This window comes from Gelidibacter mesophilus DSM 14095, from assembly GCF_000423005.1.
In the GTDB taxonomy this organism is placed as follows: Bacteria; Bacteroidota; Bacteroidia; order Flavobacteriales; family Flavobacteriaceae; genus Gelidibacter; species Gelidibacter mesophilus.
In genome coordinates this window covers 85,539-110,743 of the sequence record NZ_AUHD01000010.1, presented here as the reverse complement: position 1 = coordinate 110,743, position 25,205 = coordinate 85,539, and the positions used below count along the sequence as shown (strand labels likewise).

The window sequence follows — 25,205 nt, the reverse complement described above, 5'->3', positions numbered from 1 at the left end:
CCCCCTTCGGGGGCTAGAGGGCTTTTATTCGGTTCGTAAACTTTTTACCGGATTCTTACTGGACGTAGAAAGTGTTTTCACACTCATAATTACCAGAGCCAATCCACTTATTCCCAATCCGCTGACCGCAAAAATCCACCAGCTCAAATTCGTTTTATAGGCATAATCCTGAAGCCAATTATGTAATCCATACCACGCAATAGGTGCCGCAATGACAAAAGCCAAAAGGACCAGCACTAAAAAGTCCTTACAAAGCAATACATTGAGCTGTACCAATGAGGCTCCCAAAATCTTGCGGATCCCAATTTCCTTGACCCGTCTTTCGGTGGTATAGATCACCAAGCCCAATAGCCCAAGACAGCTGATCAAGACCGAAAGAAGTGTCGCCCAATTGAGCAGCTTGGTCATACTGCGTTCCTGTAGGTAAAACTTTGCAATGGATTGGTCTATAAATTCCATTTTAAAGTCCGATTCGGAATACATTCTTTTCCATGCTTCTTCGGCCTTTGCAATCGCGGTTGGCCAATTGTCGGAACTTGCTTTGTTCAATTGAAGATGCAGCGTATTGAATTGCGAATAGCGCTTTCGGTTCCAATCGCCCACAAAGGCCATGGGCTGAATTTTCGATTTTAGGGATCGCTGATTAAAATCTTCCATCACTCCAACAATGGGCACGGCCTCTTCCCCTTGGCTAACCATTTTGCCGATTGCTTCCTGCGGCGTTTCAAATCCCAATAATTTGCGATAAGTATCATTGATAATATATTCATGGATGGAATCATTACGAAGTTGGCGACCTGCCATAAGATGGATGTCGTATAATTCCAAATACTGATCATCGCCATATAATAATTCCAGATCGCTACGTATTTCTTTTTTTCCATCCCGATAAATGGCATTAGTAGCATGGGTGTTAAAAGATGCCGGCGGCGAACCGCCAAGACTTACGTTCTCTATTTGCGGGATGGAATTTAATTTTTGGATCAACACTTCACGCTTTTCAAGGGAAGAATCCATCCAAGGCGTTCTGATGTTGGTGATGGCTTCGGTTTTAAAGCCCATATCCTTTTTCATCAAAAAATGGATCTGTCGTCCTACGGCAACCGTTGAAATAATAAAGACTTGGGCAATAATAAACTGAAAAACAATCAATCCCTTTCTCAGTGAAATATGGTTATTGGTCGAAAACACCCGATTTTTCAATACTGAGATCGGCTTGAATGACGAGAGCACCAAGGCCGGATAGAATCCTGAAAGCAGACTAATGGTGACAATCAAAACACCTGCGAATGCGATGATCAGCGGATCTGCAAACAATCCAAAATGAAGTCCTTCCGGCGTAAAATCTTCAAATACGTTTAGCAATCCTGCGGCCAAAACAATAGAGAACAATCCCGAAATAAGGGTCAGCAAAAAGGTTTCCCAAAGAAATTGAAATACCAATTGTTTTTTGGAGCTGCCCAAAGTTTTACGAATCCCGATTTCCTTGGCACGTTGCGTGGCTTGCGCGGTATTGAGATTGATGAAATTGATGCATCCTAAAAGCAATAAAAATGCGGCAATCCATAACAAACCCAGCAATACCTTTTTGTTGGCGACATGCTCCGTAAAATCAAAGATGCCATCGGTTTCGCCAAAATGGAGCTCCTTCAAGGGTTGCATATAAAAGCTGCGATATTCGCCATATTTCACTGCATCTTTACTTTCGTTTTTCTTGGCGATATCGTTAAGCTGCTTTTTTGCGGTAGAAAGGGCATTTTTACTGTTGAGTTTGACAAACAATTGGGTCATGGAACTTGTGCTGTTCCAATTTCCGTCCGTTATTTGATCTTTCAGATAAGACTGCTTCCCGGTTTCCAAGGAAATCATTTCCTCAAAAGTAAAGTCGGTGCGTTCTTTAAAATTGGCGACTATGCCCGTAACCGTTGTGGAAACGGAATCGTCATAAACAAGCGTTTCACCCAAGATGTCTTGATAGCTTTTATTGGGGAAATATTTTTTGGCCCGCGTTTCAGTAAGCACCACCTGATTGGGAGATGCCATGGCCGATTCGGGGTGGCCCGCAAGCCATTCATAATCAAGAAACTTAAAAAAATCGGGATCGGCAAAAATTACTTTTTCAGGATTGTTATAAGCTTTTGAAAAGGACGTGTTCATTACCCTACTCGGCTCGGTCGTAAAGAAAGCAGTCGCTAGTTGAATCCCCGATAAATTTTCCTTGACTTCTGCAATCAATGGCACGGAGACCCCGTAATTATAATCCTCCCCTTCCGGAGAACCGTAAACCGTAGTAATGCGATAGATTAAATCTCCATCTTTATGGAAGTTATCAAAAGTAAAGTCATAATACACCATGAGGCCAATCACAAAAGACGCACTCAAGCCAATGGCTAAACTGATCACGTTAATGACAGAGAAGAGTTTGTTCTTCCAGATGTTTCGCCATGCGATTTTGAAATAATTCCGTATCATTTTTCTTATGTTTTAAAAATCTCTGTCAGTTAGATTGCTTCGTGCCTCGCAATGACTCAATTCTTAGTTTTTATTTATACTCCCGTTCGAGTAAGCATTACCCCTTCGGGGATTAGGGGGCCTCCATCAAAATATTCTCCGTCACCTTCTGCCCATCGAGCATACGGATGATACGGTGGCTGTATTTAGCATCGTGTTCGCTGTGGGTCACCATGATGATCGTAGTTCCTGCTTCGTTTAATTCGGTCAACAGGGCCATTACCTCATTACCATTGCTGCTGTCCAAATTCCCGGTAGGCTCATCGGCAAGGATGAGTTTAGGATTGTTCACTACCGCCCTGGCTACCGCCACCCGCTGTTGTTGTCCTCCGGATAATTGCTGCGGAAAGTGTTTTCTACGATGCATAATCTGCATTTTTTCCAAAACCGCTTCTACACGTTCCTTTCTTTCGGCCGCTTTCACCCCAGTGTAGATCAGCGGCAACTCCACGTTTTCAAAGACCGTCAATTCATCGATCAAGTTAAAGCTTTGGAACACGAAGCCGATGTTGTGCTTGCGCAGTTCAGCACGTTTCCGTTCATTAAAGCCAGAGACTTCAATGTCATTAAAAATAAAGCTGCCACCGTCCGGATCGTCCAACAGTCCCAAAATATTCAACAAGGTGGACTTCCCGCAACCGGATGGACCCATTATAGCCACAAATTCCCCTTCCTTTACGTTAAAGGACAATTTGTTGAGCGCAATCGTTCGGACTTCCTCGGTAGCGTAGTACTTTTCTAAATCTGTTATTTTTATCATGGTTGTAATAATTATCGTTGGTTTTCTATTGGTTATTTTCTTTTCAGATCTCCAAGGAGATTGGTTATTTCCTCGTTATAAGACCTAAAAGGACCGCTTGGCTCCTATCTTGCAGGTCTTGCTAGAAGTCCCACTTCGGGGGTTTAGGGGGATTTCAATACCAATTCCTGCACGTCTCCATAATTGTCATAACTGCTGGTAATAACTTTATCCCCGGGTTGGAGGCCGCTAAGCACTTCATAATACTCTGTGTTCTGACTGCCTAAAGTAATATCCACCTTGTAGGCGGTGTCTCCATTTTCGCTGATCTTAAAGATCCAATTGCCGCCAGTTTGTTGAAAAAATCCGCCCTTCGGAATCAACACTGCTTGTTTCTCGTCGCTTAAAGCCAACCGAATCTGCAAAGTCTGCCCGCGACGGATGCCGTCCGGGATATCTTCTTCAAACTGCATATCCACTTGAAATCTCCCATTGGTCACCTGCGTGTACACTTTTTTAATGCTCAAACTGTAACTTTTCCCGCTCATGGTAAACTTCCCTGTTTGTCCATTATAAATTCGAGAGATATAATGTTCATCGATATCTGCGCGGACTTTAAATCCGCTCAAAACATCAATTTGTCCCAAACGTTCCCCTTTGTTTTTTGATTGGCCAATTTCAGCATCCAAGGACGTCACTTGTCCATCAACAGGTGCTTTTACGACTAAGTCCGCTACTTTTCTGCGCATCAGTTCCAATGCGTTTTGTGTACGTGCGTAACTATTCTGTACTTGGCTTTGTTCCTGTTTTACGGCAATCGAATCCTCACTTAATATTTGTTTGGACAACTGCATTCGTTCCTTTTGATAATCATATTCGTTTTTTGCCTTGATGTAGTCCTGCCTTGCAATCACTTTTTTCTCGTACAATTTGCTATTGAGCTCATAAAGCCTTTTGGCCTCTATTAACCCACTCTCCACATCTGTGTTTTGGTTAAGTTTATTGATGGTGTTCTGACGGGCTGCATTTTGCGAGATCTGCATTTGGGTCAATAGATTGTACACTTGTGTTTCTTGATTGATGAGGCTCAATTCTAGATCAGTGTTTGATAATCTCAAAATAGGATCGCCTTTTTTAAGGATGGCGCCATCTTCTACAAATTTCTCTTCCACACGGCCACCTTCCAACGCGTCTAAATAGATGGTTGTAATTGGCATCACAATGCCGTTGACAGGAATATTCTCCTGAAAAACACCTTTTTCAACCGTATTAATACTGATCCGTTCTTTTTCCACATTGAGCTTTGAACCTCCCATTGAGGAGAAAATGACAAAAACGATGAGTGCTATTAAAAGAATAATGCCACCTATAATAAGTAGTTTTTGAGTTGAAAAGCGCTTTTTTTCCAGTTGGATGTCCATATAATATGTTGTTTTACAGTTAATACATGTTCAAAATAATGCCAAAAACATAACTCACTTATTTACAGCACAATACTCATATTAGTACGATGAGAAAGTGTTCGGTATTGAGACACTTCCTGTTCGATGCTGGTACACTTTTATTAATTCACAATTATGGATTGAGAATTCATCATTAAAAGACTTGAATTTATTAATATTGTAGTTATGCTACTCCATAACGCCAAAATATTAGTTGTTGATGACGATGAGGACGTTCTTATCGCGCTTCGGCTTTTGCTAAAATCAAAAGTAAAAGAAGTAACTACCAGCAAAAACCCCAATAGCATCCTCAGTTTAATGCAAGAAAACGCGTTTGACCTGGTCATCTTGGACATGAATTTTAACGGCTTGGTAAATACCGGTAACGAAGGGATTTTCTGGTTGAACAAAATAAAAAAACAAAAACCTGAGATCGATGTGATCCTTATTACCGCTTATGGCGATATTGATTTGGCCATTCGGTCTTTAAAAGAAGGTGCTTCAGATTTTATCGTAAAGCCCTGGCAAAACGCTAAAATCCTTGAAACCGTCTGCGAACATGTTGGAAAACAAAAAAAGAAGCAACCACAAAAACTACATCTAAATGCCGAAACCCAAATTATAGGTGAAAGCGAACCGATGCAGAATGTGTTTGTCAAATTAAACAAAGTAGCGCCTACCGATGCCAATATATTAATCTTAGGTGAAAACGGAACCGGGAAAGATCTTATTGCCAAAGCCATTCATGACCATTCCCTTCGCAAAAACAAACCTTTTGTAAAAGTTGATGTAGGATCCTTAACGGATACACTTTTTGAAAGCGAACTTTTTGGATATAAAAAAGGGGCGTTTACGGATGCGCGGGAAGATCGTAAAGGTCGGTTTGAATCGGCTCAAGGTGGCACGCTTTTTTTGGACGAGATAGGCAATATTTCGCTTAGACAGCAGGCAAAACTACTCACGGTTTTACAAAACAGACAGGTCACACCTTTAGGCGCCAACCAACCCATTCCTATTGATATCAGGTTAATTTGTGCTACCAACGTCTCAATTAAAGATTTGGCGGATGAGGACCGTTTTAGAAAAGATTTAATTTATCGCATCAATACGGTGGATATTACCATTCCGCCTTTACGTGAAAGAGGGACAGACATCACGCTCCTTGCGCACTATTTTGTCGATTTTTATGCTGCAAAATATGGAAAGAATGCTTTTAGTCTATCTCCAGGTTTTCTTCAAAAATTAAAAAACCATTACTTTAGTGGTAACGTGCGCGAATTGCAATATGCTTTGGAACGTTCTATTATTATGGCAGAACACCAAACTTTGGAAGCCGACGATTTGACCTTTTCTGCTATTGAACAACCTCAGCAAACGATGGGTCAAAATGAAACTAATTTAGATGCACTTGAAAAAAACACCATCCTCGCGGTAATTGAAAAAAACAATGGAAACATCTCTAAATCCGCCAAAGAACTAGGGATCACCCGCGCTGCACTATACCGAAGACTCCATAAGCATGACTTATAAAAGCTATTTATTTACGCTGACACTTCGGGTTATAGGGCTACTCATCGCACTCATGCTCTTGGCTTTTGGCATTGTTTTGATTCATACCTACGCAATTGTGGGAGGGGCTATTTTTTCAGGAATTGCTGTTTATAATTTGTATCAATTTGTCATAAAGCGCTTCTTGGAAGTGGACGATTTTTTTGAATCGGTTAAATATCGTGACTTCTCAAGATGGTTTGTAGAAACCAAAGGTCCGCAGGATATACGCCAATTGCACAAAGGTTTCAATATGGTCAACAAAACCATTAAAACCATAGACAGTGAAAGACAGGCCCAGTTTGTTTACCTACAAAAAATACTGGAGATGGTCAATATCGGGATTATCGCCTATAATGTGGAAAGTGGCGCTGTGCTTTGGGCCAACGACTCCATATTAAAGACCTTGGATTTCCCTAACTTTAAGAACATCAGCTTTGTTGAAAAAAGGCGTCCTAAAATCTATGACGAATTGTTTGAGACCTACCATTCCAATACGGCATCTGTGACGTTGGAAATGCAACAGGAAACCTTAAAAGTTTTGATTTCTGATACCGTTTTTGAAATGGATGATGCGTCTTTTAAACTCATCGTGCTACAGAATATTGAAGAGACCTTAAACAGAAATGAAAGTGAAGCTTGGAAAAAACTGTTGAGTGTGATGACCCATGAAATCATGAACAGTATAGCACCAATCACTTCTTTGGCTGAAACGCTTCAGAAAAACATTCAGGATTCCATGGAGCAATCACAGCCTGAAACTTTGGAATTAGAGGATATCAATGCGGGATTAAAGAGTATCAAAAAACGAAGCGAGGGCTTGATGAAATTCGCAAAAACCTATCGCAGTCTAAACAAAGTAACGCATGTCAACAAATCAAAAATAAAAGCTTCCGTTCTGTTTGATAGCATCAACGAACTCATGAAGCCTTCATTGGAAGATAAACTAGTGACACTCGCTTTTAAGCTGGATGACCCTAATCTGACTTTTGAGCTCGACACGTATCTTATAGAACAAGTACTCATCAATTTAATTCTGAATGCGATTGATGCCACTGAAGGCATTAAGAATGCCCAAGTTTTAGTATCGGCCGACTTAAGCCATAAAGGTGTTGGTCAAATAAAAGTTACCGATAACGGTAGCGGAATCCCCGCGGAAATTATGGACAGTATTTTTGTGCCATTTTTCAGCACTAAAAAAACCGGTAGCGGGATTGGCTTAAGTCTTTGTAAACAGATCATGTTATTGCATGGCGGTAAGATTCAATTACAGAGTTCTGAAGACCAAGGAACGGTGGTAAGTCTGCTTTTTTAAATTCTTTCCTCATTTTTTTTATTTTGAAATTTTTTGACCTAGCAACATAATCCTCTTTCGCGCATGCCGTTGGATGTGCTCAATTGATAGTTGACTAATTTTAAGGATTTATAAAATTCACTTATCTTCCAAGAAATTAGATTGGCTTTAAACTGAAAAAAGAGAATTTACAAATTGTAAATCCTCTTTTTTATTTAAAAATAATCTGCTATTGAAAGTTTACCAACGGGATGTATGGTTTTTAAAACGTTTGTCATAAAACTCCTTTCGCTCATAAAAATTATCGTCATCACTGACTTGATTATCCTCCAATCGCTTTTTCAAGGCCAACTCTTCATCAGAAACAATTACCGCTTCTTCAAAATCATCTGGCTCATTGAATGGCTCGGAGGCTTTATAGCTCGTATTCTTATCGGCATCATGATGATATTTTCTTATCTCATCTCGGATAATCTCCCGAAGTCGGGTTTCATCCTTAAGCAAATTCAGGTCAGTAACCGCTTCTTCTCGATTTTTTCTCCGCCCATAAGATCCTAATACTTGATTTTCATAAGTTCTGTTAATGTTATCTCCTTTTCGGTATCTCTTTGTTTCCGCAAAGGTGCGATGGTCAATAACATCCGTGTAAACATAATTTGAATCTTCATTTAAATCCACTAAACCAATAGGCACAATAATATGGTTTTCTCCATCTTTATTGACAAATTCTCTAACTTCTGTTTGATTTGGCCTTCCATAAGGGTCATATTTTGCGTCAATAATACTTTGATCGACATCGACATCAAGATAGACCACGCGTTGCGCTTCTTTATTAACCAAAAGATTATCGACCTTACCAATCACACGATTATCAATATCCTTTACATCCCATCCTCTAACGTCCGGATATCCATCTGAAATTTTATAATCAGAAAGTTCATTTATATAATAGAGGTGTTTATTTTGATCTGTCATAACTTTATTATTTTATTCATTCATAGTTCTTAATATGTCCCTTGATTTTCGCAAAAACTCATAAATAGGTGTTTGCTGACTGTTCATATTGACATACCCATCAATTTTTTCATTAATTTGTTTCAAATCCGATACTTCAGACTGTAAGCCTGGAAAGTTTTTGGATTGAATATCTTCCAAAACCTTTACAACTTTATCCCCAGCGGTCTTAAAGTTTTTAGCATCTTCTTTTTTACCTAAAGGACTTGATACCTTAGTAATAAGCATTGAAAATTCTCTTAAATCCTTCAATTCCTTAGAATCTTCCACACTATTCTCGTCAGCCACATTCACTACGGCTTTGGTAAGATTGTAGTAAGCTTTTTTAGTGTATGATGAATCTACTGCAATCCGGGTAGAGTCACTGATAGAGCCTTCAAATGCAGCATACTGATTGTAAGTGTTACTGGAATAATCAGTAGTTTGAGAATGATCTTGTGGTGAAGTTTGACTGTCCAACACCTGCTCATTGGTGATGCCATCATCAAAATCATCATTTAAATCAATCTTATCTTGATTATCATAAACCAAATACGCAATAATTCCCAAAATAATGAGGACCAATAAAATCCAGGGCCACATTGGTTTTTTCTTTTCAATTTTAATTTCAGCCATAATTATATGTTTTTAGATTAATTAGTAATTGCAAATAACTGTATTCTAAGTTATTCAAATAAAATTAGGTATCCTAATCTCATATGCAATGCTCATTTAAAGAAAATTTTAACTTGATAACGTTTTCTTAAATTAAGGATGACTTTAAAGAGTTGTTTTCATATGCACAGCCATTACATGAAGGCACAAATAGCGTTTCCTATGAATTCATCTCTCATATTAACTTCACGTAAAGAACGTAAAAGCTCATATATAGAGCCTTACCCACACTTTATTTTAAATCAAGCCCTAAAGACAATCTAATTTCTTAAATCATTGGAATTCGACCATTTCTTATAACGTTCGTACTGCGAATCGTCGAGAATCTCCTTTAAAATTCTATTTTCTTCTTTGATTTTTTCATTGGCGGATAGTACTTTAAAGGCATCATCATGTTCAGATTCCTTCCAAGTTCGCAATGCTGCTTCATATTTCTGAATCTGATCTTGCGACATATCAAAGGTTAAGTATAAATTTTCCTTCCGCTTCGGATTGTCCAAATTCCAATTTTCATTTAAACTATCGGCAACCTTATCATTTCCAACAGAGTTTTCATCCATGGCATCAAAGTTTCCTGTATTTTTATAATTGGTGGTATTGGTTATATCTTCATTTTCAGGAACCGCCCTTCCTGTAGTGCTGTGATCCGGCGAATTGTTTTTGCCAAAATCGCATGCCATCATTAATAGGGAGACAAGAAAAAGGGCTGCTAGATGGTTATATTTTTTCATAATGTTCTGATTTATGGTGAACTATAAAATTACAACTTTGGAACAACAGCTCTTTTCTCTATTGCATAAATCATTGCCTGTAAAGAAAAAATTGATATTGGAAATTACGGAAAGAGCGATATAGCCTAAAGAATCATGGAGAGATGAATTACTTGCGCATATGATGAGAATTATCGAAAAAACCGCTGTATAACCAAGGGTTCAGAATTTTATGTTGATCCGTATCGTTTAATTTAACAATTTTAATGGCAAACAATTAAAAGTAAATTGAAAATATCGCATAAAAAATATTTGATTTTTTATATTTGCACCGCTAAAGTTCTTTTGGATGCGTTTTGAATACCAATCAAAACATAAAATTAAGCAGCTGCTTCAATTTTGCATCCCATATTATAATATTTAATGCGCACGTGGCGGAATTGGTAGACGTGCCAGCTTGAGGGGCTGGTGACCATTAGGTCGTGGAAGTTCGAGTCTTCTCGTGCGCACATAAAAAAATTAACTTTAAGCAAAAATATCCTCCCTCCTTTCTCCATATTCCTATTATAAACATATTCTTTGATTTCATATCATAAATTAGTTTAATTTTGTTTCATACTTTAGAGAAAAGAATGAACAATATTAAGACCATTTTCAGCATAAAAGATTTAGAAAATCTCACGGGCATTAAGGCCCATACCATTAGAATTTGGGAGAAGCGCTACAAACTGCTCGAGCCAGAACGCACAGATACCAATATCAGATTTTACAATTTAAGTCATCTTCAAAAATTGCTGAATATTAGTTTTTTGAATAATCACGGCCATAAAATCTCGAAAATTGCCTCATTAACACAACTAGAAATTCATCAACAGGTCAGAGAACTAGCGGGCAAAGGTCTGCTTAAAAACCATGCCATCAACACATTCAAATTGGCAATGCTAGATTTTGACCAAGATCTATTTTATGAAACCTACAACGGACTCCTTAATACAAAGTCGTTTCGTGAAATTGTCTATGAGGTCTTTATGCCTTTTCTTTCGGAAATCGGCTTGTTATGGCAAACCGACACCATCACACCTGCCCACGAACATTTTGCTTCGTCATTAATTAAGCAAAAATTGTTGGTCAATACTGAACTCATACAAGCGGAGAATAAAATAGTACACAACAATGCCTTCGTTCTTTTTCTACCCGACAATGAAATTCACGAAATCGGACTCATGTTTGTCAATTATGAGTTGGTATCCCGCGGGCATCGTTCTATTTTTTTGGGGCCAAGTGTTCCTATTATGAGTTTAAGCGATGTGCTTCCTTATTATAACAAAATCACTTTTATTTCTTATTTCACCATTAAGCCTGAAAAGGATGAACTGTCAAATTACCTCACAGAGTTCGACTCAACACTTTTAAAAGAAAAGGACCATAATCTATGGGTACTTGGGCACATGACCCAATATATTGAAAACCAATCCTTACCTCAATCTGTAAAAATATTTAGGACAATAGACAGTTTAATAGCAGCAATTTAATTCTATAAAATTGTTTTTTGTTTAACTTTTTTGTACTTTTGTTAAACAATGAAAACACGTATTGCAATCATAGGTTCCGGATTTTCTGCATTATCTGCAGCATGTTACCTTGCCAAGGCTGGCACTTCAGTAACCATCTTTGAAAAAAACAAAACTATTGGAGGCAGAGCCAGACAGCTAAAAAAGGAGGGGTTTATCTTTGATATCGGTCCCACTTGGTATTGGATGCCCGATGTGTTTGAGCGCTTTTTTGCCGATTTCAGCAAAAAGCCTTCAGATTACTATCAATTGGAAAAGCTGAATCCTGCTTACAGCGTTTATTTTGCAAAGGACGATTTCATTACTATTGAAGATACTTTGGGAAAAATTTGCGAAACATTTGAAAAAGAAGAACCAGGAAGCTCCCAAAAGCTCAAAAAATTTATTGCCAATGCGCAACACAACTATGATGTTGCCATTAAAGATTTAGTATATAGACCAGGAGTATCAGCCTTTGAGTTGATGACTCCTGTAACTATTAAAAAATTAGATCAATTTTTTAGCACAATTAAAAAGGATGTTCGTAAAGAGTTCAAAAACGATCGGTTGGCTAAAATTTTAGAATTTCCGGTATTGTTTTTAGGTGCAAAGCCTGATAATACGCCATCGTTTTATAGCTTTATGAATTACGCCGATTTTGGAATTGGCACTTTTCATCCCAAAAAAGGGATGTATGAAGTGGTGTTGGCAATGGAGCAACTCGCCATGGATTTGGGCGTTACCATAAAAACGGAAACTGATGTTGAAAAAATTGAGGTTTCCAACCATCACGCCATCGGAATTATTGCCAATGGTAAAAAGTTTGAATGCGATATTGTACTGAGCGGTGCCGACTATCATCATTCGGAAACATTGTTGGATAAAACCTACCGTCAATATTCCGAAGCCTATTGGAACAAAAAGGTTTTTGCACCTTCTTCCCTTCTATTTTATGTGGGTTTTGATAAAAAGCTAAAAAATGTTAACCACCATACTTTATTTTTTGATGTGGATTTTGAGGCACACGCAAAAGAAATTTATGATACACCGCAATGGCCTAAAGATCCCTTATTTTATGCAAGTTTTCCTTCTAAAACCGATGCTTCCGTAGCACCTGAAGGACAAGAAGCAGGAATTTTTCTAATTCCCCTTGCACCAGGATTGACGGATACAGAAGAATTAAGATCTACTTATTTTAACAAAATTATGGAGCGTTTTGAAAATTTAACATCGCAAAACGTTAAAAATAACATTATATTTAAAGAGTCCTTTTGTGTCAATGATTTTAAAGAGGATTATAATTCTTTTAAAGGCAATGCCTACGGAATGGCCAATACGCTCATGCAAACGGCCTTTTTGAGACCTAAACTAAAGAGCAAAAAAGTACACAATTTATATTTTACTGGGCAACTCACGGTTCCAGGTCCAGGAGTCCCGCCGTCACTGATTTCTGGAAAATTAGTGGCTGAACTTATTAAAAAACACCATAACCTGAAAGCCCATGAAAGCGCTATTTGATATTGTTTCACATAAATGTAGTATGGCAGTCACGGCCTCTTACAGCACTTCATTTTCTCTCGCTACCAAAATGTTGGCCAGAAGTATCCGGCAGGATATTTACAACATTTACGGATTTGTGCGCTTTGCCGATGAGATTGTAGATTCTTTTCATGATTATGATAAAACAGCGCTTTTTAATCGATTTGAAGAAGATTTGGAACTTGCGATTGCACATAAAATCAGTCTCAACCCCATTCTAAATGCGTTTCAGGAAACCTACCACAAATATCATATTGATAAACATCTTGTAGATTCCTTTATGAAAAGTATGCGATTGGATCTGCACAAAACGGATTATCTGACTGAGTCCGATTACAAAATGTATATTTATGGTTCTGCGGATGTAGTTGGGCTTATGTGCCTAAAAGTATTCGTAAAAGGAGATCAGGAAAAATATGAAAATTTGAAGGAGGGCGCCATGAGCTTGGGTTCTGCCTTCCAGAAAGTGAATTTTTTAAGAGATTTGAAAGCGGATTATGAAGATTTAAGTCGCACCTATTTTCCCAACACCAACCTGAACCAATTGGATGAAACTTCCAAACAAAAGATAATTGACGACATAGAACATGATTTTACCCTGGGATTAAAAGGAATTAAAGAACTGCCCATTGAAGCAAAGTTTGGCGTTTTTATGGCCTACCGCTATTATAACCAATTGCTCAAAAAGTTAAAAAGCACGCCCGCACTAGATATCAAATCAACACGGATTAGAGTTCCAAATTACAAGAAATTTGAGCTTCTAACCAGAAGTTATGTCAAATATCAACTCAATTTAATGTAAATTTGAACATGCAAGTTTTTCTTTGGATACTTATATTTTTCGGTACGTTTGCCATCATGGAATTTAATGCCTGGTTTACGCATAAGTATATCATGCACGGTTTTTTATGGAGTTTGCACAAAGACCATCACCATAAAGATCACGGCAGTTGGTTTGAACGTAATGATGCGTTCTTTATTTTCTATGCCATTGTGAGCATGATTTTGTTTTATTTATGGAGTTACGAAGGTCTTTGGTATTGTCTTCCACTTGCGCTTGGCATCTTAGCTTACGGCATCGCCTATTTTACGGTTCACGATATTTTTATACACCAGCGCTTTAAAATCTTTAGAAACGCTAATAATCGTTATGCCAAAGGCGTGAGGCGCGCACATAAAATGCACCACAAACACAGAGGGAAAGAAGATGGCGAATGTTTTGGCATGCTCGTCGTGCCTTTTAAATACTTCAAAAAATAATACCCAAGGTCAATTTTAGCTATGCAGGACACTTTTGATTATCTCATCATTGGAAATGGTCTTGCCGGTTTGCAGTTGGCCCTAAAGCTTTCAAAAGACCCATTTTTTGAAAGTTATAAGATAGGACTTATTGATCCTTCCGATAAAACAGAAAACGACAAAACCTGGAGTTTTTGGGAAAAAGGTGAAGGGAAATTTGATGACGTTGTAGAAAAAGTTTGGCATACGGCTAAATTTGAATCTCCTACAATTTCATTACGACTCCCCCTTAAAGAATACAGTTACAAAACGATCAGGGCGATAGATTTCTATAATTGGACGAAAAATCAACTGTCCATAAAAGATAACTTCAGCTTTATCTCAGATAGCGTTCAAACTATTGAAGAAAATGCGATCTCAAAGGTTATTGGCCTTAAAAATAATTATTCGGCAAATCATGTGTTTGATAGTAGAATACCCAAAGAATTCAGATTACACCTCTCTAAACACACACTTATCCATCAGCATTTTAAGGGATGGCTCATTGAAACTGATACACCAAGCTTTCAGCCCGATGCTTTCACTATGATGGACTATAGGTTTCAATATAGAGATTCGACAAGTTTTATCTATGTCTTGCCTTTTTCTGAAACTAAAGCACTTATTGAATATACCTTTTTCACACCTTTCACGGTGGAAATCCAGGTTTATGAAGAGGCCATTAAAGAGTATCTTAATCAGGCTTTGAACATCGAAGCCTACAAAATTCTAGAGACAGAAGTGGGCAATATTCCAATGACAGATTTCCCATTTTGGGACTATCACACTAAAAATGTTACAAAAATTGGCACTGGTGGTGGTTGGATAAAAGGATCGACGGGCTATTCGTTTAAGCATACCGAAAAAAACGTGGCTCGATTGATTGCAAACATCAAATCAGGAAAGCCTCCTTCAAAAAACATGTTCAAAAAGAAATTTAAGTTTTACGACAAAATATTCCTGAAAGTCCTTCATGATGAAAACGAAAAAGGCGTTTGGATCTTTGAACGTTTTTATTCTAAAAACTCCATTCGGACCATGTTCCGATTTTTAGATGAGGAGACCCGTTTTTCAGAAGACCTCGCTATTATGAAATCTCTTTTTTCAATAGCATTTATAAAAGCCTTTTTTAAAGTCTTATTCAGGTTTTAGCAAATCATCCAAAAGTGTTCTTACGGTTTGACTATTCCAGTCTGCAGCTCCCGTTTTATCAATAACGATATGTCCTTCTTGATCTATCACAAATGTTCTCGGGATTGAAGTCGCCTCTAAAATTTCCGGATGTGCATTAATCGACGAATGGACCGTAAATTGATAGTCGTTTTTTTCCTTAAACTTTGAAATGACGTCCTGACTTTCACCTGAAACAAAGAGAAAGACCACCTCATTTTTATACGCTTGATAAAGCTTCTCCATACTTGGCATTTCGGCAATACACGGCGGACACCAAGTTGCCCAGAAATTGATAAAGATTACTTTTCCTTTGGCTTGATTAAAGTCATAACCTAATCCATGTTCATCTACCAATTGCCAATTGTAATCAGTTAGGGTCACGCGATCTTCTTTATCGACAACTGAAGGACTGAACTTAGCCAAACCTTTTTGCAATAAAATTTGAATAGGTTGACGGGTTTGTGGAATGATCATGATCAAAATAATGACCAAAAAAATAATATTGTTACGTTGACTTTTTGAAATTTTCATAATTAAAAAAACAAAAAACTCCCAACAGACATTGGGAGTTTTATTAAAATATTTAGTCACTAAGCTTAAGAAGCATTTTGCTTTTTAATCAAGTTTAAAGCCGAACCTTCATTATACCAATCAATTTGTTGTTGGTTATAAGTATGGTTTACTTTAATCACATCCTTACTGCCATCCGCATGAACAAACTCCAAATTAAGAGCTTTGTCCGGAGCAAATTGATCTAAGTCTAAGAAATTAATGGTATCATCTTCTTGAATTAAATCATAATCATTCTCATTATCAAATGTCAAGCCTAGCATTCCTTGCTTTTTAAGGTTTGTTTCATGGATACGTGCAAAAGATTTCACTAAAACCGCTGCAACCCCCAAATGTCTTGGTTCCATGGCTGCATGTTCACGAGAAGAACCTTCACCGTAATTATGGTCTCCCACAACAACTGTAGGAATTCCCTTAGCTTTATAATCTCTTGCGACATCAGGAACACCACCATACTCACCTGTCAACTGATTTTTAACAAAGTTTGTTTTCTTACCAAAGGCATTTACTGCTCCAATGAGCATGTTATTTGAGATATTATCCAAATGCCCTCTGTAACGCAACCAAGGTCCAGCCATAGAAATATGGTCTGTCGTACATTTACCGAAGGCTTTGATCAACAATTTTGCGCCTTTAATAGAATTTCCCAAAGGTTGGAATGGTGTTAATAATTGTAAACGTTCAGAAGTTGGACTTACTGATACATCCACATTGCTGCCATCTTTAACTGGCTCAACATAGCCATCATCTTCTACATCAAACCCTTTTGGTGGCAATTCAATGCCTTGTGGCGCATCCAATTTCACTTCTTCCCCATCTTCATTGATAAGCGTGTCATTCATTGGATCAAAATCCAAACGGCCCGAAATTGCTATTGCGGCCACCATTTCTGGAGAACCAACAAAGGCATGTGTATTTGGATTCCCATCGGCACGCTTTGAGAAGTTACGGTTAAACGAATGTACAATCGTATTTTTCTCATCACCTTTTAAATCGCTTCTATCCCACTGACCAATGCAAGGTCCACAAGCATTGGTAAAAATGGTAGCATTCAAGTCTTCAAATACTTTTAAAATGCCATCACGTTCTGCTGTATAACGAATAGTTTCAGAACCAGGGTTGATTCCAAAGTCCGATTTCGCTTTTATTTTTTTATCAACCGCTTGCTTAGCAATTGAAGCAGCACGGGTTAAATCTTCGTAAGAGGAGTTGGTACAAGAACCTATTAAACCCCAATCTACTTTTATTGGCCATCCTTTTTCTCTGGCAAGCTTGCCAAGCTCTCCAACCGGAGTTGCCAAGTCTGGTGTGAAAGGTCCGTTTAAATGAGGACGCAATGTGTCTAAGTCAATTTCAATCACTTGGTCAAAATACTGCTCAGGATTTTCATAAACCTCATCATCGCCAGTTAAATACTCACGGATTTTATTAGCTTCATCAGCAATTTCAGAACGGTCAGTAGCTCTTAAGAAGCGCTCCATAGAATCATCATATCCAAAAGTTGATGTGGTTGCACCAATTTCAGCACCCATATTACAAATGGTTCCTTTTCCTGTACAAGATAAATTCTTAGCACCAGGTCCAAAATACTCAACAATAGCACCGGTACCACCTTTTACAGTTAAAATTCCAGCCACTTTTAAGATCACATCTTTAGATGCCGTCCAGCCATTAAGACTACCTGTTAATTTGACGCCAATTAATTTAGGAAACTTTAATTCCCAAGCCATTCCAGCCATAACGTCAACAGCATCTGCGCCACCAACACCAATGGCAACCATTCCCAACCCACCTGCGTTCACGGTGTGCGAATCAGTTCCAATCATCATTCCTCCAGGAAATGCATAGTTTTCTAAAACCACTTGATGAATAATACCTGCTCCTGGCTTCCAAAAGCCAAGACCATATTTATTAGATACTGAAGCTAAAAAATCAAAAACTTCACTACTGGTTTCATTCGCTCTTCTTAAATCTGGCACTGCACCTTGTTTTGCTTGAATCAAATGATCACAATGCGTCGTAGTAGGCACTGCAACTTTAGGCTTACCAGCTTGCATAAACTGAAGCAACGCCATCTGTGCCGTGGCATCCTGCAATGCAATTCTATCCGGAGCAAAATCCACATAGTCCTTGCCTCTCTTAAAAGCAGTTGTTGGCTCTCCGTCCCAAAGATGGGCGTATAAAATCTTTTCAGATAAAGTTAAAGGCTTACCAACAATCTGACGCGCTTTGTCCACACGTTCAGGCATAGTTTTGTAAACTTTTTTAATCATGTCAATATCAAATGCCATAGAATATATTTTAAAGGTTGATGTTTATTTAATTTCCGAGGACTCGGACTGCAAATTTACGAAATTTCAAAGACTTTTAAAAATCTGTAATAGAATCTAAAAAACATTGAACATTATTCAATAAACCTTGACAAACAAGGCTGATAATCTGAAATTTGACAAAATAACAACTGATATTATATTAAATTGGTAATTTATGAGTCCGATGAAATTAATGAGGATGTCCATAGTAACATTTTTAGCGCAGATTTCTATCGCGATAATTCAAAATTGGCTTCTCAAAATAAATGTAAAGCAAATTTGAAAGACTAAGGGTCAACAACAAAAATACAATACACAACGTAATTTTTAGCAGCAAAGCGGCCCCACTAATGTCTACTATATAGCGAATACTCAATAAAATTATTGAAAAGTTGATGAGATAAATGGCGTAAGACCGCGTACTTACAAAATAAATGAGCGGATTAAAAGTGGTGCTGCGCTTCATACTAACAGCAAATGGGAAGGCTAGCGCACAGCTTATAGAAATTAGTGGCAGGTACATAAACACATAAAAAAACAAATGGGTTTCCGGCTGCAAATCCATGGTATAAATGAGAAGGTGCATTCCGGCGAAAACAATGGCGCCCAAAAACAAAAGTTCAATTTTTAATTTTTGAAAAATGGTTGGCCAATGTCGCATTATATACACTAACAAAAATCCTAAATAGATGGCATCCAATCTATAAATGACTACTTTTCTGAACATCCCACTCCAGTTCTTATGATTGACATTTTCAACATACATATAAAAATGTAGTTTCACCAAGAACCCAATAAATATCACCACAAGCGTGGCCCATAAAAAAACAGAATGACTACGGTTTTTAAATATAAAAAAGCCGCAAAACATTACGAAAGGTAAAATTAGATACGCGTATTCTTCGATGGACAAACTCCAAGATTCTGTAAAAAAGTAGGATTGAGGCGTCGAAAAATTCTGTAGAAACACAAAGTATGAACCGGTAGATTCTGGTAAATCAATTGAGAAAACATAAAAAACACCGATGTTGATTAGGAGGACTAGAAAATAGTTGGGCAAGGTCCGCCACCAACGTCGTTTCCAAAAAATCACCAAGTTCTGAAATTTTGTATGGCCTTTATCGATCTCTTTTAATAATATGCCACCAATTAAAAAACCACTTAGCACAAAAAATAAATCGACCCCCACGGCGCCCATGGTCCGCATCAAGATCACAACTAAATTATCGGATTCTCGAACAAAAAGAAACGTTGCATGAGATAAGACGACTAAAGCAATAGCAATGGCTCTTACTAAATCCAATCCGAAATTACGCTCTTTTCTCATTAAAGGAAATTAAGGGTGTACCCAAAATGGCATTAGAACAAAATGCGGGTTAGAATAAACTCTTGATAATTTGATCGTCCGTAATACCTTCAGCTTCCGCCTTGTAATTTTTGATAATGCGATGACGAAGAATGCCACTTGCAACCGCCTGTACATTTTCAATATCTGGTGAAAACTTACCATTGATGACGGCATGGGTTTTAGCTGCCAAAATGAGATTTTGCGATGCTCTTGGGCCCGCACCCCAATCTACAAACTCCTTGACCAAAGCCGAAGCAGTCGCTTCTTTTGGCCGCGTTTTGCCCACCATGGTCACGGCGTACTCAACAACGTTATCTGCTACAGGGATCCGTCGGATTAAATTTTGGAATTCGATAATTGCTTGAGCGGAGAATAACGGGTTAACCGTTGCCCTATGATCAGAAGTCGTTGCTTTAACTACCTCTACTTCTTCAGCAAAGGATGGATAATCTAAAGAAATGGCAAACATAAACCGATCCAATTGTGCTTCTGGCAAAGGATAGGTGCCTTCTTGCTCTATCGGGTTTTGGGTGGCCAACACAAAATAAGGCAAGCTCAATTGATAATGGTGTCCTGCCACCGTTACCGAACGTTCCTGCATAGCTTCCAATAAGGCAGCTTGAGTTTTAGGAGGCGTTCTATTGATCTCATCTGCTAAAATAATGTTTGCAAATATGGGACCTTTAATAAATTTAAAATGTCTGTTTTCGTCTAGAATCTCACTGCCCAAAATATCACTTGGCATTAAATCTGGCGTAAATTGGATGCGTTTAAAATCGAGACCTAATGCTTTGGCAATGTTATTGACCATTAAAGTTTTTGCCAATCCGGGAACACCAATCAAGAGCGCATGTCCACCAGAAAAAATAGAAATTAAGATTTGGTTCACCACCTCATCCTGTCCTACAATTACTTTGGCAACTTCACTTTTTAAGGCTTGATATTTTTTTACAAACTGTTCTACGGCAGCAACATCCGACATACTATTCCTTTTTTAACCAATTACTGTTGAACTCACAGTTTCTATAGTCGCCATTAATATTGATGTAGGTATCCATAATTTTCTCGGTTACCCATTTTTCAATAGCTTTAAACTGCTCGTCTTGTTCTGTCAAGTTTTTGATCTTCAGGTAATCCTTGGCAAAATCAGCATCGTGTTCATCGATTCGGTCTGTTACGGTGAGAAGTTTAAATTTGATAGGATTGATTCGGTCTTCATCTTGAAGTACCAAACTAATTTCATCATCCTTTAAACTTTCAATTTGCGTATATAGTTCAGGGTCCATTTTGGTCAATTCAAAACTATAATCCTGGGTACGTGGATTGATTAATTGCCCGCCATCATTACGTGTTTCATCTTCATCACTAAACTCCCTTGCGGCTTGACCAAAAGTAATTTCCTTATCAACTATACGCTGACGGATCAAATCAATTTTTTCTTTAGCTTCCTTTATGGCTGCTTGGGTCACTTCTGGACGCATTAAAATATGGCGCACATCATATTCCTGACCACGGATTTTTTCCAATAGGATAATATGATATCCAAAATCAGTTTCAAATGGCTCAGAAATTTCACCTTCCTGCATTGAGAAGGCCACATCTCTGAATTCTTTTACCATTTGTGGACGCTTTCTGTTCAACGTATACAAACCTCCTGTTTTTCGGGACGCAATATCGTCCGAATACAAAACCACTTTTGAAGTAAAGCTGGCACCATTTTCTACAACATCGGCCTTAAACTCTTTCAGTTTTTCTACCACCTTTTGTTTTTCTGCTTCTGAAATTTTAGGAATGACCACAATTTGAGCCACCTTTAACTCGGTTCCAAAAAACGGGCGCTCCTCCTTAGGGATGTCATTAAAATATTGTCTTACCTGCTCTGGAGTCACCTCAATATCCTTTACAATTTTCTCCTTCATACGCCCGGCAAGTTGCTGACTTTTGTTGATTTCAAACATCTCGTCTCGCAAACTTTGTTCCGTGTCCTTATTGTAAAATTTTAGCATTTTTGGCATGCTGCCATCCATTTGCTCCAAGATATAACTGAACTGCTGATCAACTTGAGAACGGATTTCCAAATCATTCACAACAATACTATCCTGAATGGCATGATGGGCATATAATTTATCCTCCAATAACTTCCCGAACAATTGGCAACGGGTAGGCAAATCGGCTTTTGAAACACCAGAAGCTTCCAACTGGGCAAATTGCTTGTCGAGATCTGAATCCAGAACAATATAATCGCCCACAACAGCAACTACGCCATCAATTTTGATGCGTTCCTGGGAAGAGGTATCTTTTACGATTTCCTTTTCCACAACCCCTTCTTCAATGATTTCTTGTGCTGAACTAAAAGTATAGGATAATAGGACTACTAATGCCAAAAGTGGCTTAAGCTTAGTTGTAAATTTCAAATTGGTTATTTTTAATGGCATCTTTTGTGATATCTTTTTCAAATTGCTTGATGAGTTCTAATTTTCTACGATTCATTATGATTTGTTTTACCGTAGGTTTTACATATTCTAATGGCGCATAATCATTTTGTTGCAAGACCTCATTAATTTGGATCAAATATAGGCCTATTGAATCTTTGAGCTGTATAAAATTAGATTTTTTTAACAGTTCTTTTTTGTTGTCACTGCTCAATACCGGAATTTTTTCCACTACCTGAGCGACCTTTACCCAAATGGAGTCATTTAACGAGTACGATTTAAATTGAACGTGCAAAGAATCGAGATAGCGTTGGTCCTTCTCATCAAACCTTTTAAAGCGCTTTTCAATATCGTCTTTATTGAGTGCACTTTGTGAGATGTTGATATACCTCAATTTGATCAACTCTTCATTAAGTTTAAAGGATTCTTTATTATTTTCATAAATCCGTTGTGCCTCTGCAGTAGATACGGCAGTATCAATATTTCGTTTTACCAAGGCTTCCACATAGGCTTTGGTATACAGGTCATTACGATATTGATTGATCAATTTGCTAAAATCATTTTGAATCTCTTCCGGCAAATTTCTTTTTGCCCCTTCAACCAACAGGAGCTGTGTGGCCCATCGCGTAATATAGCCGTTCACGATAAGCGTGCTATCTTCTACAGAGGTTCCTTCTGCCACTAAATCCATGACATCTTCATCATAAAGAAACGATTCTCCAACTCTAGCCACGGGAATCCTATCATCGGTCTGCTTGAAAAAATTACAAGAGAACAGAAAGGAGCTCGTTACGATTACTAAAATGGCTTTTTTAATCAAGGTTCCTCATTAATTTGAGATTTAACTTTCTGTAATACATCGGCATTGATATCAACCTCATAACGTTCATGGAGATCTTCTAGCCATTTGGCTTCCAAAGCATTTTGATAATCACTGATAATCTTACCTTTGGCTTCATCAAACGTTTTATTGGTCTTTGGCAGCAAGGCATTGACTTTAATAACATGATAGGCACTGTTATAATGGTAAATTTTTGAAAGTCCAGTTCTAATAAGCTCCTCTTCAGGCAAACTTGGGTCGTCTGCAGGTTTGATGCCCTTGGTAAACATGACCCTCTGCACCTGATCTGTATTTAACTGGTTGCTAATTTCTTCTGAGGACTTCCCACTTTTAAGGAGTTTTGCCACGGTTTTGATATCCTTTTCTCTAGTCGATGTCGCAATCACAACATCCACCCGATCTTCCCAAAAATAGTTATCCTTGTGCGCACTATAATATTTTTGAAGTCCTATGCTATCAGAAGCAGCGGCATTCCAGACTTCTTTCTCCATAAGATCGAACAACAACAAACCGTCTCTATATTCTGCCAAGATCTGGGCATATTCTTCATTAACAAACTCCAAATTTTCTTTATGGTACTTTAAAATGGCATCCTCTTCAAAGTTTTTGTATTCCTTTTCAATGATGGTTTTAAAAGGCATGGACTTCTCCGTATAAACTCTCTGGATGCTCATGAGGCGCTTTCCAAAATCGTCATAGCGTATCGTGTCTTTCTCAATGGTGAATAACACTTCATCTTTTTGAAAGTTCTTAGGCAATACCCAAGCGTTCTTAAAAAAATTATTATTTAAGATGGATTCGAAATATACCTTGCCATTAGGATTGGGCACTATGTCATACGTTTGTTTTAAATCATTTGCCAAGGTTGTATTGATGAGGCTGGAGCGAGAATCGCGCTGAATTTTATTTTCGATATCAAATTTGACATCATCATAGGCCGGAACTCCCTTCTTATCCAGTAACTTGATAATATGCCAGCCATAATTGGTTTCAAAAGGTTTAGAAACGTCACCAATAGTTTTCATTCCAAAAGCCACATTTTCAAATTCTGGAGCATTCAATTGGCCACCAGAGAACGGTGCTAATTTTCCACCGTCACTGGCAGAGCTTTTATCGTCAGAAAACTGTTTTGCCAAGATTTCAAAATCCTCATCCTTTTTAATCATGTTGTAAATCTGGGTGATGCGCTTTTCAGGAGCTGACAGGCTATCCTTTTCATTTGGCGTTACCATAATATGTGCTACGGTAACCTCGCCCAATGATTGGCGCTTGTCTTCTACATTCACAATATGATAGCCAAATCGGGTTCTAAAAGGTTGGGAAACCTCACCTACTTTAGTGTTGTAAGCGGCATTCTCAAATTCATAAACCATTTTAAAGGCCGAAAAATAGCCTAACTCTTCTGCAAAAACCGTCTTGCCATTATGCACGTCATCTTTAACAGTCTCAAAACCTTCCTTTATGACACGATTGCGCAATTTCATCAAATCCTGATAGACCTCTAAAGTATCTGTCACGTTTTCTTCTAAGCGAATCAAAATGTGACTTGCTTTTACTTCATAACGCATTCTCTCGTAAGCTTCCTTGGTGAGCGCTTCAGTAACTTTGGAATCTGACAGATAGTTTTTAACCAATTGGTCTTTGTAGGACGAAAATTCCTTAATGTATTTTTCATCCTGATCCAATCCCAAACGTTTAGCTTCTTTTATCTTTAACTGATAATTCACAAAGAGCTTGAGATAACCATCAATATCCTTTTGACTCTCATCTTTCACCAAATCCAAGTTCTTATTGTAAACTCTCATGAATTCTTCTGCCTTGATAGGCTCATCTTCCACAGTAAACAATATATCTTTAGAAGACATTTGTGCATTAGCGAAGGTGGTTAGCCAAAGCATTACTAAACTGACATATAATTTCATTATGCTATTTTGATTTCTTTAGATTGAAATAAGCGGCATTAAAAAGTGCTATTTCATTTTTGTTAGAACCAGGTTGACACTATTTGCAAAAATAATATAATTAGCGCATTAAACAAGTTGCTTTTTTTTCAAACGATGCACATCTAAATTTAGTATATGATGCTGTTGATAATATTCGGCAATCCAGATGGTTGATGCCATTTATTTCCGATTCATTTTACCTCAATTTCACCGTAAATAACATCTCAACATACTTTTTGGACTGTTGGTCTCAAAGACTTCTATTTTTTCTAAAAACCAATTATCTTTACTTAGACGTTATCTATTT

Annotated in this window: 20 protein-coding genes and 1 tRNA gene; 8 read left to right on the top strand and 13 right to left on the bottom strand. The window is 37.9% G+C overall.

The genetic code is table 11. From position 1 onward, the window contains the following. Positions 1-24: 24 nt before the first annotated feature. The 3 genes from G525_RS0112760 to G525_RS0112750 all read right to left on the bottom strand — a co-directional run bounded on the left by G525_RS0112760 (position 25) and on the right by G525_RS0112750 (position 4,671). On the bottom strand, positions 25-2,472 hold the full coding sequence (locus G525_RS0112760; protein WP_027126511.1) for an ABC transporter permease: 2,448 nt from the start codon (positions 2,470-2,472) through the stop codon (positions 25-27). Between the two features lie 112 nt (positions 2,473-2,584). Next, on the bottom strand, positions 2,585-3,271 hold the full coding sequence (locus G525_RS0112755; protein ID WP_027126510.1) for an ABC transporter ATP-binding protein: 687 nt from the start codon (positions 3,269-3,271) through the stop codon (positions 2,585-2,587). A 143-nt stretch (positions 3,272-3,414) separates the two neighbouring features. Further along, positions 3,415-4,671, bottom strand: a complete 1,257-nt coding sequence (locus tag G525_RS0112750) for an efflux RND transporter periplasmic adaptor subunit (RefSeq protein ID WP_027126509.1) — start codon at positions 4,669-4,671, stop codon at positions 3,415-3,417. 207 nt (positions 4,672-4,878) lie between these two features. Here G525_RS0112750 and G525_RS0112745 point away from each other — a divergent pair, with 207 nt between their 5' ends. Both G525_RS0112745 and G525_RS0112740 read left to right on the top strand, forming a co-directional pair. Beyond that, entirely contained in the window at positions 4,879-6,222 is a 1,344-nt protein-coding gene (locus tag G525_RS0112745) for a sigma-54-dependent transcriptional regulator (RefSeq protein WP_027126508.1), read from the top strand. Continuing rightward, entirely contained in the window at positions 6,212-7,555 is a 1,344-nt protein-coding gene (locus G525_RS0112740; RefSeq protein WP_027126507.1) for a sensor histidine kinase, read from the top strand. The genes G525_RS0112745 and G525_RS0112740 overlap by 11 nt, the downstream gene beginning before the upstream one ends. Positions 7,556-7,774: 219 nt before the next feature. Here G525_RS0112740 and G525_RS21785 read toward each other — a convergent pair whose 3' ends face one another. The 3 genes from G525_RS21785 to G525_RS0112725 form a co-directional block, all read right to left on the bottom strand. Next, on the bottom strand, positions 7,775-8,509 hold the full coding sequence (locus G525_RS21785; RefSeq protein ID WP_051209926.1) for a PRC-barrel domain-containing protein: 735 nt from the start codon (positions 8,507-8,509) through the stop codon (positions 7,775-7,777). Between the two features lie 12 nt (positions 8,510-8,521). Beyond that, positions 8,522-9,163, bottom strand: a complete 642-nt coding sequence (locus tag G525_RS20965; protein WP_035479644.1) for a hypothetical protein — start codon at positions 9,161-9,163, stop codon at positions 8,522-8,524. A 299-nt stretch (positions 9,164-9,462) separates the two neighbouring features. Next, on the bottom strand, positions 9,463-9,933 hold the full coding sequence (locus tag G525_RS0112725; protein ID WP_027126506.1) for a hypothetical protein: 471 nt from the start codon (positions 9,931-9,933) through the stop codon (positions 9,463-9,465). 404 nt (positions 9,934-10,337) lie between these two features. Between G525_RS0112725 and G525_RS0112720 the strand changes: the two genes are divergently transcribed. From G525_RS0112720 to G525_RS0112695, 6 genes are all read left to right on the top strand, one after another. Next, positions 10,338-10,421 (top strand) — tRNA-Leu (locus G525_RS0112720). A 123-nt stretch (positions 10,422-10,544) separates the two neighbouring features. Beyond that, on the top strand, positions 10,545-11,444 hold the full coding sequence (locus G525_RS0112715) for a MerR family transcriptional regulator (RefSeq protein ID WP_027126505.1): 900 nt from the start codon (positions 10,545-10,547) through the stop codon (positions 11,442-11,444). A 48-nt stretch (positions 11,445-11,492) separates the two neighbouring features. Continuing rightward, positions 11,493-12,980 carry a phytoene desaturase family protein gene (locus G525_RS0112710; protein ID WP_027126504.1) on the top strand — a complete coding sequence of 496 codons (1,488 nt, stop codon included), beginning with the start codon at positions 11,493-11,495 and terminating at the stop codon, positions 12,978-12,980. Continuing rightward, the gene (locus G525_RS0112705) at positions 12,964-13,803 is read left to right on the top strand and encodes a phytoene/squalene synthase family protein (RefSeq protein ID WP_027126503.1); all 840 of its coding nucleotides are present in this window, start codon (positions 12,964-12,966) and stop codon (positions 13,801-13,803) included. Before G525_RS0112710 ends, G525_RS0112705 begins: the two co-directional genes overlap by 17 nt. Before the next feature lie 8 nt (positions 13,804-13,811). Continuing rightward, positions 13,812-14,261: a sterol desaturase family protein gene (locus G525_RS0112700; RefSeq protein ID WP_027126502.1), complete on the top strand. Its 450-nt coding sequence runs from the start codon at positions 13,812-13,814 to the stop codon at positions 14,259-14,261. Positions 14,262-14,282: 21 nt separating this feature from the next. Further along, positions 14,283-15,431, top strand: coding sequence for a lycopene cyclase family protein (locus tag G525_RS0112695; RefSeq protein WP_027126501.1), 1,149 nt, complete (start codon positions 14,283-14,285; stop codon positions 15,429-15,431). On the opposite strand, the gene G525_RS0112690 is transcribed toward G525_RS0112695, so the two are convergent. From G525_RS0112690 to G525_RS0112660, 7 genes are all read right to left on the bottom strand, one after another. After that, on the bottom strand, positions 15,417-15,983 hold the full coding sequence (locus G525_RS0112690) for a TlpA family protein disulfide reductase (protein ID WP_027126500.1): 567 nt from the start codon (positions 15,981-15,983) through the stop codon (positions 15,417-15,419). The two genes, G525_RS0112695 and G525_RS0112690, sit on opposite strands and share 15 nt — an antisense overlap. A 65-nt stretch (positions 15,984-16,048) precedes the next feature. Beyond that, a complete protein-coding gene (locus G525_RS0112685) occupies positions 16,049-18,313 on the bottom strand; it encodes an aconitate hydratase (protein WP_027126499.1) in 2,265 nt (754 codons plus the stop codon). 238 nt (positions 18,314-18,551) lie between these two features. Continuing rightward, positions 18,552-19,661 (bottom strand): acyltransferase family protein, encoded by a 1,110-nt coding sequence (locus G525_RS21780; RefSeq protein WP_051209925.1) that lies wholly within the window; start codon positions 19,659-19,661, stop codon positions 18,552-18,554. Positions 19,662-19,710: 49 nt separating this feature from the next. Further along, on the bottom strand, positions 19,711-20,664 hold the full coding sequence (locus tag G525_RS0112675; protein WP_027126498.1) for an AAA family ATPase: 954 nt from the start codon (positions 20,662-20,664) through the stop codon (positions 19,711-19,713). Position 20,665: 1 nt separating this feature from the next. Further along, positions 20,666-22,117, bottom strand: a complete 1,452-nt coding sequence (locus G525_RS0112670; protein WP_027126497.1) for a peptidylprolyl isomerase — start codon at positions 22,115-22,117, stop codon at positions 20,666-20,668. Then, positions 22,080-22,934, bottom strand: a complete 855-nt coding sequence (locus G525_RS0112665) for a hypothetical protein (protein ID WP_051209924.1) — start codon at positions 22,932-22,934, stop codon at positions 22,080-22,082. Before G525_RS0112665 ends, G525_RS0112670 begins: the two co-directional genes overlap by 38 nt. Then, complete coding sequence (locus G525_RS0112660) at positions 22,931-24,877, bottom strand: peptidylprolyl isomerase (protein WP_027126495.1); 1,947 nt, start codon at positions 24,875-24,877, stop codon at positions 22,931-22,933. The genes G525_RS0112665 and G525_RS0112660 overlap by 4 nt, the downstream gene beginning before the upstream one ends. Positions 24,878-25,205 lie beyond the last annotated feature (328 nt).